The following is a 13,242-nucleotide window of genomic DNA, read 5'->3' as shown; positions in this document are numbered from 1 at the left end:
AATGAAATTAGTAAAACATATAAAAATATTAGGTTTAGCATTTGTAATGTTAGGAGCTGTTTCTTGTGATCAAGATGTAGACTTACCAAATATTCCGAGAGATAACTCAACGTTAGCAATAATTGAAGAAGATGTTATCACGTTAAATGAAGGAGATCCTCTTTCATTTACAATTGTTCAAGAAAACTTAATTGAAGTAAAATTTGATGGAAAAGAGTTTTTCGATGACGTATCTGGTCAATTAGGAATTCGTGTAATTGGTGGAACAGCTGTTGAAGGTGAAGATTATACATTCAACATTCCAACAATACAAGATGTGAGTCCTTTTTTAGTTCAAGACGGTTATTATTATGGATACGATGCAAGTATTAACTTAGAGCACGTTGTAAATAATATTATAACTATTGTAAACGATGGCGTAACAGAAGGAGTAGAAACTATAGAATTACAATTTTTTCCAGTAGGAATTGGAGGCGTAATTTTTAATGATACTCTAGAAATAGAAATTATGGATTAAGTAAAAATTTAATCTATTAAAAATAAAAACACCAGAGTTTTACTCTGGTGTTTTTTTTATGTCTTCTTCATCAATAGTATAATTGTTATAGGCTCTTCCTAATTGTCTTTTAATTTTATCACGTAGTTTTTCAGGTTTCAAAATTTTGATGGATTTACTGTTATGTAAACTGTATGTTGTAGATTAATTATCCTTTTGAAAATTTAAAGTTATCTTTAGAAATGTTAATTTAATTGAAGTTTTGAGTGGTTTATAGTCTTGAAAACTTTAAAATATTTTTAAAAAATAGTGTGTACAAGTTGTAGTGAATGAACATCTTGAGAAATATTAATTAGCTAATATTAGATTTTTCAAAAAAACGAGGGATACTTGATTACAAATCAGAAAAAAAAGTATATTTCACTACTAAGAAACAATTATTTGTATCATAAAGAAATAATGATTAAAAATACGATTTATAGTTGCTTGTTTTTTGTGACTTTTTCATGTATAACCAAAACAAAAGAGGTAAATATCAAGATGGGAGACAATATTTTAAATCAACACGAACAATTGATCCCTTATAGAAAAGGAGATAAATATGGTTTTTGTGATAGAAACAAAAATATTATTATTAAACCACAATATGATCGTGCAGGTCTTTTTGGTAATGGGTATAGTATAGTGGCTATTAATGGAAATCGTGGAATTATAAATACATCAGGAGACATAATAATTCCTTTTGATCCATTTTATAAATCATCAATTACCACCAACTTATTTAAGGTAAGCAAAGAATATGAAGGCGAAACAGTATGGGGAGTAGTGAATTTAAATAGAGAAGAGATTCTTCCTTTGAAATTTGATGATATTAAATATAGATATGGAAATTTTGAACTTGAAGATTTACATGGAAAAAAAGGAGTTGCTAATCTTAAAGGTAAGATTATTATACCAGTTGAGTATGAACATATTGAATATAAAGGGAAAAATCTGTATGTGATATATAAAGGAAGAAAAAAAGGATTATTTACTATAGAAGGAAAGCAATTAACAGATTTTGAATATACACGAGTAAAAGATTTTAGTGATGGTTTAGCTCAGGTAGAGAAAAATACTTCTGATGATGAAAAAAGTTTATATGGTTATATAGATACAACTGGTAAAGTAATTGGAAAAATTGAATATGAAGATAATAGTCCTTTTTATGGAGGGTTCGGTGTAGTAAAACAAAATGGGAAATATGGACTTATTGATAAACAAGGAAATATAAAAATAGAAACAAAGTACGATGATCTAGAAGGGGTCTATAATGGTGTTGCTCTTTTCCAGAGTAATGGTTTTTGGGGGATCGTTTCTATAGATGGAAAAGAAATTTTGGAAGCACAATACGAAAAGATTTATTTTTTACATAAAGATATATTAGTCGCTAAGCACAAAAATAAATGGGGATTGATTTCTAATAAAGGTAAAAAACAAACTGAGTTTATTTTTGATGAGATTGAAACGCTAGCTTCATACAGTTTCCGTTTATATCGTTATGATCGTCATAATTTTGATGAAGGTTACCTATCTGTATCAAAAGGATCAAAATGGGGAGTTATAAATGCAAAAGGGGAAATAGTAATACCTATTCATTATGATCGTATTCTCAGTTTTGTAAAAGATATAGCTGTTGTTCAAAAAGGAGATAAGTATGGACTAAAATCAGTTAAAGGATTAGCAGATACCGAAATAGTTTATGATAATATAAATCCTATTTCTTCAAAAGACCATGCGATGATTTTTATTTTTAGGAAGGATAAAAAACTCGGTTTTCTAAATAAAACAGGTAAAGAAATTTCACCCGCTATCTATGATGAAATAGAGCCCGAAAATAATGGATATTACGTGGTTACTAAATCAGGAAAAGTTGGAATTTTTAATGTTGAATCTGGTAAAGAAACAACACAATGCATTTATGATCGAATACTTAAAGCAGCTTCTACTGCTTCAGATTATATTTCGCTTATAGAAATAGCACAGCTTTTCCATAATGGAAAAATACTTTATATTGATAATAATGGACAAGAATTTTTTGAATGATAAAAAAAAACGCTTAAACCTATTTAAATTTTTGATAATTGAAATAGCGTGATAAAAATATACTTAATCATCCGAATTAATAGGCGTATAATTATGATAAGCTCTTCCTAATTGTCTTTTAATTTTATCACGTAGTTTTTCAGGTTTCAAAATCTTAATCGACTCCCCATAACCTAAAATTACACGTTCTAATTCAAAGTTTATTTGAACAAGAATGTTAAAAATGACTCCGTCTTCAGTTTCTCTAATTAAACGTTGAGTATGATGAAAAGGTTTGGTAATTACGTAAGGAGCCAAGCGTTTTTCAATCCAAAATTCAATACGTTTCGGATTCGTTCTAGAAACTGTAACACCAATTACATTTTTAAAATATTCATCACCATTAACTGCCTTATCTTTATATTCAAACTCATCTTTCTCTTCAATTTTTATAATACGATCAAGAGCTAAATTCATAAAATCAGTTTTATGATACACAATTAAAAACCATCGGTTATTAAACTCTTTTAAAAGTTGCGGATGAACAGTCAGAATATTTTCTTGTCTAGCTTTAAATGACTTATACGTGATTTCTAAAACTTTCTTCTTTTGAATAGCACTGTATAACGGATCTATAAGTTGTAAACCTTTTAATTGCTCATTTTTATCTAAATGAATAATGGCGCGATTATTTTCTTGCGAAGAGTATACAGAATCTTCTAAACGCTGTAAAACTCCATCCATTTCTTTAAACAGCGAAAAATCTTTAAACTGACGTAAAACTTGAATTGCATTGTTCATCACTTTTACATCATTTTCTGTTACAGGAATATTCATAATAGAATAACCTTCCTCACCGTAGCGATAATATTTTCGCTGATAAACTTCTATTGGTGCATTGTAACCCAATTTATCACTTCGCATCATTTGAATATCAAGCTGAACAGTTCGTTTACTCACATATACATCTTTACCTTCATATTCATATAAAGCATCAGAACAAGCATCAATTAGATCATCTAAAGTCCATTTACGCATGGTATTTCGTAAACATTGATCTATAGTTTTATATCGAATAAGAGCATTTTTATTTGATGCCATATTATTATTTAATTACAGTGGTTACAATACAAATCCTTAATATATGAAAAACGTAAGCTTTGAAAATAACTATTAATCCAATTACACCAACGCTGCTTGTTTAACTTCAACGCTCCTTCAAGAATTGCTTCTCGTGTAATTTCATCTGAACCCTCGGGATAAGCTATTAAGGTTTGTGCAAAAATAAAGATAGCTTCTTCATTTAATCGATCTTCTAAATAAGATTTTGATAATAACTTCAATGTTAAATCATATCTACTCCAGTGATTGAAAAATAAAGCTAATTTAATATCATCTTCAATAGTTAAAGATTTCTCTTTGAAATAATTTGTGATGTAATTAAAAGAATTGTAGACATTTTGATAATCATTTATTTGACCATAATATTCAATAATAGCCATATGGTAATTTAGATAAAGAGAACTACTTTTTTCATTCTTAGTGATTTCTTTAAATAAGGTTTTTACCTTTTTAGGATGTAAAACTCTAGCAAATCTTTCATTGTCTACATCCCAATGCATTAGCAACTGTCTAGTCGTTATTGTATATAGGTTTAATAAGTTTTTTCTGGCGTTTTCAGATAATTCATCAGCTCTTTTTAACCAATAATTGATATAATAAATTACAGTATCTAATTGATAAAATTGAATGTTTTTTATAAAAATAGCAGCTGTATTTTGAACTAATTCTTTTTTATGAATTAAACGATCAATTATAAAGTCGGATTCTAAAAATACATTCATTTCTTTTTGTTTGAACAAAGTAACTAATGCCATATTTGCTAAATCTTTGTTTTCATGAAGAAGAGCATCAATTAAATTATATTCAGCATGTTTAACATCCGTAGATAACCATGTGCCATTTTCATATACAATTGCTTTGGATTTGCGTTGATCGGCAAACTCTTTTTTGAACATTGATTTTAATTGATGATTTGCAAAATATCGTTTTTCTTTTCTTGAGAGATTTAATTCATTTTGAAAACCATACATCTCTAATTGAAAATTAAACAACTCCCAATTTTCTTTTGCTTCTACATTAATCTTATTATTTATTCTACCTAGTTTTTTTTGCAAGTAGTTTTTAATAAATGAAGCTCTTTTAGCATATAAATATTTATTATTTGAAAAAGAACCATCAACAGAAGTATAACTTTTAATATCGATAGATTGAACTTTTTCTTTATTGATATCGATATTAGAAATATTGTTAGCGATAATTTTTGAAGAACCAAAGTCGAAGAAAATTTCTTTTACTATAGCTGTACCTTCAGTTTTTAAATTTATGGTAGGAATATATAATTCTGGTTGTATAGGAATTAAAGTGTATTGAGAAAAAGGGATTGCAACAGGAAACCTGTAGTCACATCGATTACCATTATTAATTAAAATAAGATTCGCCGAAATATCTTTACCAAGTAAAAATGATGGAACTTTACCCAGAGAAACTTTCAAACGAAAATCACTTTTTGCATCATTTTTAGTTAAAATTTCTTCCAAATAAATAGGTTTTAGTAAAATACCATCATAAATAGGAGAACTGTCTAAACGATTAGGTTGATTACAAGATAACTGATCTTTCGTAATTATATCCAAAGCTAATCCATCATTCTTATCTTTAAATATTTTTTTGAAGTATTGTAAATTATGGTGTCTAAACACAATTTCATCACCTTCAATACTCAGCATGTTTCCGAAACTAGCTATAATATTATGATAATCTAACATTTCTGTACAATCATCATAACTTTCACCAATTCCAAAAGCATTTTCTGAAAGCTGATTTGGTATTTTCAAACTTTTAGCACCAAAAACGTTAGTTGCAAATATTTGCTTCTTTTTTTTGTTGTAAACAAAACCAAACCCTGAGTAAGAAAACTGATTTGAGATCATATTTTTATAATGACCTTCAGATCTTTTCCACGAGTTATACATTAAATTCGCCATTAACGATAACTTACGTTTTGTAAAAGGTGGTTTTATAGATCTAGTTTTTAGAATATTTTCTCCAAAGGCATCAAATTCTTTTGAAAATTTTTCAACTCGATGTTTAGGAGTAACAAATTCAGTTTCTAACTGATTGTGAGTTAGTTTTTGTTTTTTAGACATATAGTCTGAATGAAACTTAGCCGCCTTAACTAAATTTATATTATTCTTTAATGAATTAACATTTTTCTTTTTTCTAAGTTTATTTACTTTTTTTAGTAGTAAATCTGCTAAATACTTTTCTTCATCAACAGATAATTGAGTGTAACCATAAAATAGATTACCGACAATAGCAATTAGTAATAATAGTTTCGTTTTCATGAGACATGGAAAGTCAAAAACAATGCCTAAATAGTTTCAAGTTCTGTTTTTAAATTGAATTTTGCCTGTTTTTCATAACGATCAATAAAAGTATTAGTCTTGTAAATGAAAGGTTTATCTATAAAATGACGTAATACTTTTTTTCTTCCATTTTTATATAAAATATCAGGAACGAGCTTATATTCTTTACGAATAAGTTTAGTATATTGCTGATATATTTCTGAAGACTGACCTAAAATAGCTAAATCAAAATCGATTAAAAAGCGAGTGTCATTATCTGAACCTTCATGAGTTTTAGTGGCCATAATTTGATCAAAAATGATGTTTGAATCATCTTTTGAAAGTAGTTTTTGAAGTCGCTCTACAGCAAAATCAGCACTTCTTTCTTCGTTATCTTTTTTCCAAATATTATAAATTACATCATGATAAAAGATAGAAAAAGAAACCAAATTCGAATCTTTTAATTCATCTTTATAGTTATCAAAATAAGAGAAGATTTCCTCTAAATGTTTTAAATTATGATAGGTACGATGCTTTTCATTATAGTGTTTTTCAAGTTCATTCCATAATGAAGAAATGAGTTCATTATCCTGAGAATAAAGTGATAACAATTGGGTAAAACGTTCTTTTAAAGTCAATTTTTTCAATTAAATAGTTTGTATTACAAAAATATAAACTAATTTTACATTAACTTTAAACAGTTAAAGTTATTCGTTCTTTACTTTTCGTTCAGCAATAGTCTTTGAATTAATGTTTAATTTAAATACAAATAATTATGAATTGGAAAATTCAAAAGCTATTGAATGGAGAAACAATTATCTCTAAAGAACCAGGAAACTCGATGTTACCAATTTTAAAATCAAGGCAACCCGTTGTTTTAAAGCCAGTACAATGGCAAGATTGTGAAGAAGGTGATATAGTTTTCTGTAAAGTACGGGGAAATTGTTTTACGCATTTAGTAAAAGGTAAAAATGAAAAACGAGGATTACTCATAGGTAATAATCGTGGACATCTTAACGGATGGACGAAAAATGTGTATGGTATAGTAACAGAAATCTTGCCATCTAAGTAGTGCTAATAAGCACTTTTTTTGTTTATAGACTTTTCGAATTCAACATAAATTTCAAATTTTTTATAATTATTTTTTGTTACGCAAAAACATTGCGTAATACCAATAGATGTTTGTATCATAATTAAAATGAAATGGAAACAAATATTTTAAATATCGAAAAATTAGAGGAAGCTATTCATAACGGATATATTCATAAGAATAAACATCCGGAAGCTGACTTATGGATTTATAATTATACGCAATCAGCACAATACGAAAGCTATTGGACAAAAGAAACTTTACAATGTAGAGGATTAATTTTAGATGCAAATTATAATATAATTGCTAATCCTATTGCTAAATTTTTCAATGTAGAAGAGATCGGGTATGAAAATTTACCAAATCTTCCTTTTAAGATATTTGATAAAATGGATGGATCACTTGGAGTTTTATATAGGCTGAACAACCAGCCATACATTGCAACTAGAGGCTCATTTAATAGTAAACAATCAATTAAAGCAAATGAATTACTAAATAATAAGTATAAAGATTGTATTCAGAATTTAGATTTGAATAAGACGTATGTATTTGAAATCATTTATCCTGAAAACAGAGTTATTGTAAATTATGGTCAAGATGAAAAGTTAATATTATTAGCCATTATAGATACAAAAACAGGCATTGAAGAAGAATTAGTAGATATTGGTTTTCCGTTACCAAAACAATACCATTATAATAGTATTGAAGAGCTTAAAAGTTTAAATTGGAATAATAAAGAAGGATTTGTAATTAAATATGAGAATGGTTTTAGAATAAAAATAAAATTTGAACAGTATATTGAATTACATAAAATCGTGACTCAAATTTCATCTTTAACCATTTGGGAAACTTTAAAAGAGGAGGGGAGTTTAACAAAATGGATTGAAGATGTACCAGATGAATTTTTCAAATGGGTAAAAAAAACAGAGTCAGATTTAAGATTGAAATTTAAAAATATAGAAAAAATCGCAAAGTTAGAATACAAAGAGTTTGCTACAGACAGAGAAACAGCAGCTTATTTTCAAAGCTGCACATATCCAGCTGTATTATTTTCAATGAAAAATAAGAAAAACTACGATCAAATTATTTGGAAAATGATTCGCCCAGTATTTGAAAAGGCATATTCTAACGGACATAATTAAAATAAACATTTAAATATTATAACATTCTTAGCGATTGTTATTTTACGTCATACCGAATTTATTTCGGAATCTCAAGATACTCACATTTTAAGTTCTTAATGAGAGCCTGAAACAAGTTCAGTTTGACGTAATTAATTTCAAAATAGATTAAGAATTACAATTAAAAATTAAGAAAATGAAAAGAATAATCATATTAAAAGGAATACCAGCATCAGGAAAATCAACATATGCTAAAAAGTTAGTTTCAGAAAATCCTGGAATGTATAAGCGTATCAATAGAGATAGTTTACGTGAAATGTTAGATGCAAATCACTTTAGTAAAGGAAATGAAAAGTTTATTGTGAAAACAAGAGATTTTTTAATAAAAGAAGCGCTTTTAGCAGGTAAACATGTTATTGTTGATGATACAAATCTTTACGACAAAAATCAGGAAAGAATTGCAGAAATAGCTAGTGAATACACCAATGAAACAGGTCACGCTGTAAAAGTTGAAGTGAAGTTAATGGAAATAGATGTTGAAGAAGCAATTCGTAGAGATGCTGCTAGAGAAAAATCTGTTGGAAGGGAAGTTATTCTAAGAATGGATAAACAACTGAAAACAAAAGAAAAGCTAAAAAACGAATATGTAAAGCAAGATGAAAATTTACCAAAAGCTATTATTTGTGATTTAGACGGAACCTTATCTTTAATTACAAATAGAAGTCCGTTTGATGGTAGTAAATGTGAGCAAGATTTGCCTAATGTACCAATCGTTAATCTGGTAAAGAATTATCAGAAGCTAGGATACAAAATCTTATTACTTTCTGGTAGAGATGGTCAATACAAATCAGAAACAGAATCTTGGCTTCAAAAGCATGACGTAAATTACGATGCACTTTGGATGCGTAATCCTAAAGACAAAAGAAAAGATTCTATTATAAAAGAAGAATTATATAGAAACGAAATTGAAAATAAATTTTATGTAGAATTTATTCTAGATGATAGAAATCAAGTTGTTGATTTGTGGAGAAAGAAGTTGCAACTACCATGTTTACAAGTGTTCTATGGTGATTTTTAAAGTAAGAACGAAAACTTGTCATTAATAATAATTTTAATTTTTACGTCATTCCGAACTTGTTTCGGAATCTCATTATAGTTTAAATAAGATATATAATGAGAACCTGAAACAAGTTCAGGTTGACGTACATAGATTATCATAAATAAAATGATGGAAAATCCATATCAAATTTTCGGTTCTAAAAGTTCAGTTGACTTAGATGTATGTTTTTTTGTTGATGAATTAAATTCAATACAAGAAAATCATGAAACGATAAAAGCATACATCGAAAAGTCAAATTTTAATACAAACAAAGTTATAAATGCTAATCTAGCAATTACAGAAAAAGGTATTGTTATAGCTTGTTTTAAAGGAGAAGAAGATGAATTAAATAATGCTTTATATGAAACTTATGGATTCCATTCGCAACGATTTAAAAAAAGAATAATAAGGAAAGTAAACAGAAATGTTGAAGCTAGAATTGAACGATGTTTACGTTCTCTAATATCATATTTTACAAGAACTTCATTAAGAACTAAAGCAAAAGAAGCTTTGCGCGGAAGTACTAATGGTAAAATTATTTTTTTAGAAAATATAAGATTTGATCAGATTAAAGATTTTGGCAAAAAAATGGTTCACATATAGAAGTGTATAAAACAATAGCTTTTCAATTAGGGATTACGTTAGCCTTATTAGAATCTGTTGAATTGTACACGAAAGAAAGTATCATTGAATATTATCCAAATCTTGAAAAGTATTTACTAAGAAAAGAAAGTAACGTAAATGCATTGCAAGAATATTTGAATGAGTTTATAAAAAAAATGAAAGACAGTTGATAGAAACCTCACAGATTTTAAAACCCGTGAGGTTTAAAAAGTTATGAAAGATGAAAACGTATAGAATAAAGCATAAAATTTATCAAGTACTAAATGATAAGTTATCAAAGAAAGATTTTGAAAAAGATATATACTTCATGGCTGAAGTGAATAGTCTTAAATTGAATTCTTTTTTATTTGATTTAGTTGAAATTAATTATAATTCAAATACTTTTAAAAACCAGTTGTTGAATGTTTTTAATAAGCATTCTACTGCTGATGAGTATCTAGCAATTTCAATTTTTGAACTAAGTAAACTTATATTAGATTATAATAATATTAATGAAGTTTTTGAGGTAGTTAAGGTTATAAAAGATAAATGTGTAGAAGAAGATTTTAATTATCAAATATTAACAGATTATTATATATGCTACGAAAATTACAGTTATAGAAAAGAAATAGGTCATGGCTTATCTACTTTCGAATTAATGAATGAAGCTAAGAATATTGCTAGAAAAGTTTTTGATAGATATACTAAAGTAAAAGAGTTTGAAGATTGGTTATTCATACTAAAAGCCACAGTAAGTAATACTTCAAATTATGAAGATGATTTTTCTTATCAAGTTAAAAATTATATAATAGGAGAAAGTTTAGGTTTTAGATCAGAAAAAGACATAAGAAATGATTTTAAAAGTTTAGGTTTAAACGATTACGAAATCAATGAAAGCTTTTCAAAATCAGAAGAAGATTTAATAAAAAATGCAAAAGAAAAAGCATTACCGTTATTGGTTCTAGGTATAGTTTCCACATTTGTTAGTGTCGCATATATCTATCAAAAGGATAAGGTCTTTTATTGGCCTATGTTGATTCATGTATTATTAGGACCAGGATTAATTTATTCTGCAATTTTATTGTATGTAAAATCATTAAAGAAATAACAATATGCAAATCAAAAAAGGAGCACTGTATTAGGTTTTAATTAAAAACGTAATACAAATGAAAAAGTTTAGTCGATTTAAAAACGCTTTCGGTTTAAACGAGTATGGATTGATAGATTTTCCGAGAAAAATTTCTGGAATTCAAATTTCTAGAATAAAAATAGGTAAAGAACAAGGTTGCGAATGGTGTTTCCCACACGGATCTGAAACTATAAACCTAACTATACCTGAAAGAAATTGGAAAAGTCAAAGAAAAACACAATGGAAAAAAGAATTTTAGAACATTTAGCTGCATTAGAAAAAGAAAAGAATATTGAAATTCTATTTGCAGTAGAATCGGGAAGCAGAGCTTGGGGTTTTGCTTCTCCAGATTCCGATTATGATATTCGATTTGTATACAAACATTCCAAAGATTGGTATTTAAATCTTTGGGAAACAAAAGATACGATCGAATTTATGACTGAAGATGATTTAGACGGATCTGGTTGGGATATCAGAAAAGCACTTCGTTTATTAGCAAAATCAAATGCTTCGTTTACAGGTTGGTTATTTTCACCTGTAATTTATAGAGCCAACATCACTTTTTTAGAAGAATTAAAAACATTGGCAAACGAAAACTTTAATCCAATTGCTGGATTTCACCATTTTCATGCTATGAATAAAGGTTTTGAGGAAACCTTAGGAACTGATAAAATGACATTAAAGAGTTTCTTTTATACTATCAGAACTGCTTTATGTGCCAATTGGATTGCCAAAAAGCATACAATTCCACCAGTATATTTTAGAGATTTATATGAATTAATTGATACATCTTTTCATGCTAAAATTGATGCAGTAATTCAGCTAAAAAGTGAACGAATAGAAAAGAGTAGCGATCCTGTTTCAGATGAACTAATTCGTTTAGTTAGAGACATTATTAATGAAAATAACGAGTTAAAAAATAGTTTGCCAAGCGGAAAAGCAAATCAAGAAGCGTTTAATACGTTCTTTTTGAAATACCTGTAACGTCATTGCGATTGTAGCAAAGCGAAGAGAAGCAATCTGAAATTCAAAGATTGTTTTTTTTATCAGGGAAAAGAAAGAAGAATTATTCATTATCAAACAGGTTTCGACTGCGCTCAACCTGACATTTATTTAAAAATATAAAGCAATGACACTAGAAGAATTAAAAAAATCAAACTCGATCATTTTTGAAAGTATTAGTGGAAGTAGAGCATATGGATTACAAACACCTACTTCAGATACTGATATTCGGGGTGTTTTTATTTTACCGAAAGATAAATTCTATTCGTTGGATTATGTCGGACAAATCAATAATGAAACGAATGATATTGTGTATTATGAATTAAGAAAGTTTATAGAATTATGCTTAAAGAATAATCCGAATATTCTAGAATTGTTAAATATGCCAGCTGAGTGTGTTCAAATTAAACACCCTATTTACGATAAAATTACATCTGAGTTATTTTTATCAAAATTATGCAAGAATACATTTGCCAATTATGCTTTTACTCAGATAAAAAAGGCGAGAGGATTAAATAAGAAAATTGTAAATCCGGTTGAAAAAAAACGAAAAGAAATCATTGATTTTTGTACAGTTCTTCAAGGGAAAAAGTCATTACCATTAAAAGAGTATTTAACAGATAATCATTTAGATATTAATAATTTCGGATTGGCTAAAATTCCAAATATGAAAAATTGTTTCAATTTGTTTTATAGTGATGCATTAGGTTATCAAGGAATTGCAAGAGAAAATGCGAATGAGGTGTGTACAAGCTCAATTCCGAAAGAAGAAAAGCCAATTGCAGTTTTATACAGTAATTTAGAAGGTTATTCATCGTATTGTAAAAAGTACAAAGAATATTGGGATTGGGTCAATAAAAGAAATGACGAACGTTATAAAAGTAATATCTCTCACGATAAAAATTATGATGCGAAGAACATGATGCATACATTTCGTCTATTACATATGGCTGAAGAAATTGCAAAAAATAAAGTCATAAATGTTAGAGTGAGTGAATCTGAAAGAAAATATTTATTTAAAATCAAAAATGCTGAATTTGAGTATGATGATTTAGTTAGTGAAGCTGAAACTATTAAAAAAGAATTAGAACAGTTTTATGAAACTTCAGATTTACCAGACAAACCAGATAAAGTTTTGGCCAATGAATTATTGAACAATATAAGAACTGAATTTTATGATCAGAACGAATATTAGTAATATGTGATCATAAACCTTACGTCAACCTGAACT

At 27.7% G+C, this 13,242-nt stretch carries 14 protein-coding genes; 11 read left to right on the top strand and 3 right to left on the bottom strand.

Annotated elements, in window-relative coordinates:
- The first annotated feature begins 1 nt into the window (after window position 1).
- Window positions 2-517 (top strand): hypothetical protein, encoded by a 516-nt coding sequence (locus Q1A15_RS07705; RefSeq protein WP_299621283.1) that lies wholly within the window; start codon window positions 2-4, stop codon window positions 515-517.
- A 519-nt stretch (window positions 518-1,036) separates the two neighbouring features.
- The gene (locus Q1A15_RS07700; RefSeq protein ID WP_299621280.1) at window positions 1,037-2,581 is read left to right on the top strand and encodes a WG repeat-containing protein; all 1,545 of its coding nucleotides are present in this window, start codon (window positions 1,037-1,039) and stop codon (window positions 2,579-2,581) included.
- Between the two features lie 63 nt (window positions 2,582-2,644).
- Here the strand turns inward: Q1A15_RS07700 and Q1A15_RS07695 are convergent, their stop codons facing one another.
- From Q1A15_RS07695 to Q1A15_RS07685, 3 genes are read right to left on the bottom strand one after another with little or no spacing between them, the layout of a single operon-like run.
- Window positions 2,645-3,661, bottom strand: a complete 1,017-nt coding sequence (locus Q1A15_RS07695) for a WYL domain-containing protein (protein WP_299621277.1) — start codon at window positions 3,659-3,661, stop codon at window positions 2,645-2,647.
- Window positions 3,662-3,669: 8 nt separating this feature from the next.
- On the bottom strand, window positions 3,670-5,967 hold the full coding sequence (locus tag Q1A15_RS07690) for a CAP domain-containing protein (RefSeq protein WP_299621274.1): 2,298 nt from the start codon (window positions 5,965-5,967) through the stop codon (window positions 3,670-3,672).
- Between the two features lie 26 nt (window positions 5,968-5,993).
- Window positions 5,994-6,614: a hypothetical protein gene (locus Q1A15_RS07685; protein ID WP_299621271.1), complete on the bottom strand. Its 621-nt coding sequence runs from the start codon at window positions 6,612-6,614 to the stop codon at window positions 5,994-5,996.
- Between the two features lie 128 nt (window positions 6,615-6,742).
- Between Q1A15_RS07685 and Q1A15_RS07680 the strand changes: the two genes are divergently transcribed.
- The 9 genes from Q1A15_RS07680 to Q1A15_RS07640 all read left to right on the top strand — a co-directional run bounded on the left by Q1A15_RS07680 (window position 6,743) and on the right by Q1A15_RS07640 (window position 13,206).
- Entirely contained in the window at window positions 6,743-7,039 is a 297-nt protein-coding gene (locus Q1A15_RS07680) for a hypothetical protein (protein ID WP_299621268.1), read from the top strand.
- Window positions 7,040-7,170: 131 nt separating this feature from the next.
- Window positions 7,171-8,199: an RNA ligase gene (locus tag Q1A15_RS07675; RefSeq protein ID WP_299621265.1), complete on the top strand. Its 1,029-nt coding sequence runs from the start codon at window positions 7,171-7,173 to the stop codon at window positions 8,197-8,199.
- A gap of 175 nt (window positions 8,200-8,374) precedes the next feature.
- Entirely contained in the window at window positions 8,375-9,256 is an 882-nt protein-coding gene (locus tag Q1A15_RS07670) for an AAA family ATPase (RefSeq protein WP_299621262.1), read from the top strand.
- Window positions 9,257-9,403: 147 nt separating this feature from the next.
- A complete protein-coding gene (locus Q1A15_RS07665) occupies window positions 9,404-9,880 on the top strand; it encodes a hypothetical protein (RefSeq protein ID WP_299621259.1) in 477 nt (158 codons plus the stop codon).
- 2 nt (window positions 9,881-9,882) lie between these two features.
- The gene (locus tag Q1A15_RS07660; RefSeq protein ID WP_299621257.1) at window positions 9,883-10,071 is read left to right on the top strand and encodes a hypothetical protein; all 189 of its coding nucleotides are present in this window, start codon (window positions 9,883-9,885) and stop codon (window positions 10,069-10,071) included.
- Window positions 10,072-10,121: 50 nt separating this feature from the next.
- The gene (locus tag Q1A15_RS07655) at window positions 10,122-10,988 is read left to right on the top strand and encodes a hypothetical protein (protein ID WP_299621254.1); all 867 of its coding nucleotides are present in this window, start codon (window positions 10,122-10,124) and stop codon (window positions 10,986-10,988) included.
- Window positions 10,989-11,046: 58 nt separating this feature from the next.
- Complete coding sequence (locus tag Q1A15_RS07650) at window positions 11,047-11,268, top strand: phosphate ABC transporter substrate-binding protein (protein WP_299621252.1); 222 nt, start codon at window positions 11,047-11,049, stop codon at window positions 11,266-11,268.
- Window positions 11,250-11,993 (top strand): nucleotidyltransferase domain-containing protein, encoded by a 744-nt coding sequence (locus tag Q1A15_RS07645; RefSeq protein WP_299621249.1) that lies wholly within the window; start codon window positions 11,250-11,252, stop codon window positions 11,991-11,993. Before Q1A15_RS07650 ends, Q1A15_RS07645 begins: the two co-directional genes overlap by 19 nt.
- A 145-nt stretch (window positions 11,994-12,138) precedes the next feature.
- Window positions 12,139-13,206, top strand: coding sequence for a nucleotidyltransferase domain-containing protein (locus tag Q1A15_RS07640; protein WP_299621246.1), 1,068 nt, complete (start codon window positions 12,139-12,141; stop codon window positions 13,204-13,206).
- Window positions 13,207-13,242 lie beyond the last annotated feature (36 nt).

This window comes from uncultured Tenacibaculum sp., from assembly GCF_947495995.1.
In the GTDB taxonomy this organism is placed as follows: domain Bacteria; phylum Bacteroidota; class Bacteroidia; order Flavobacteriales; family Flavobacteriaceae; genus Polaribacter.
The sequence above is the reverse complement of the archived record's forward strand: the minus strand, read 5'-3'. Positions and strand labels throughout refer to the sequence as shown.

What these genes read in the sequence shown, in the direction of transcription:
- Q1A15_RS07680 (WP_299621268.1), top strand. Translation starts at nt 6,743, where the DNA reads ATGAATTGGAAAATTCAAAAGCTATTGAATGGAGAAACAATTATCTCT.
- Q1A15_RS07650 (WP_299621252.1), top strand. Translation starts at nt 11,047, where the DNA reads ATGAAAAAGTTTAGTCGATTTAAAAACGCTTTCGGTTTAAACGAGTAT.
- Q1A15_RS07645 (WP_299621249.1), top strand. Translation starts at nt 11,250, where the DNA reads ATGGAAAAAAGAATTTTAGAACATTTAGCTGCATTAGAAAAAGAAAAG.
- Q1A15_RS07700 (WP_299621280.1), top strand. Translation starts at nt 1,037, where the DNA reads ATGGGAGACAATATTTTAAATCAACACGAACAATTGATCCCTTATAGA.
- Q1A15_RS07705 (WP_299621283.1), top strand. Translation starts at nt 2, where the DNA reads ATGAAATTAGTAAAACATATAAAAATATTAGGTTTAGCATTTGTAATG.
- Q1A15_RS07640 (WP_299621246.1), top strand. Translation starts at nt 12,139, where the DNA reads ATGACACTAGAAGAATTAAAAAAATCAAACTCGATCATTTTTGAAAGT.
- Q1A15_RS07665 (WP_299621259.1), top strand. Translation starts at nt 9,404, where the DNA reads ATGATGGAAAATCCATATCAAATTTTCGGTTCTAAAAGTTCAGTTGAC.
- Q1A15_RS07695 (WP_299621277.1), bottom strand. Translation starts at nt 3,661, where the DNA reads ATGGCATCAAATAAAAATGCTCTTATTCGATATAAAACTATAGATCAA.
- Q1A15_RS07655 (WP_299621254.1), top strand. Translation starts at nt 10,122, where the DNA reads ATGAAAACGTATAGAATAAAGCATAAAATTTATCAAGTACTAAATGAT.
- Q1A15_RS07670 (WP_299621262.1), top strand. Translation starts at nt 8,375, where the DNA reads ATGAAAAGAATAATCATATTAAAAGGAATACCAGCATCAGGAAAATCA.
- Q1A15_RS07675 (WP_299621265.1), top strand. Translation starts at nt 7,171, where the DNA reads ATGGAAACAAATATTTTAAATATCGAAAAATTAGAGGAAGCTATTCAT.
- Q1A15_RS07690 (WP_299621274.1), bottom strand. Translation starts at nt 5,967, where the DNA reads ATGAAAACGAAACTATTATTACTAATTGCTATTGTCGGTAATCTATTT.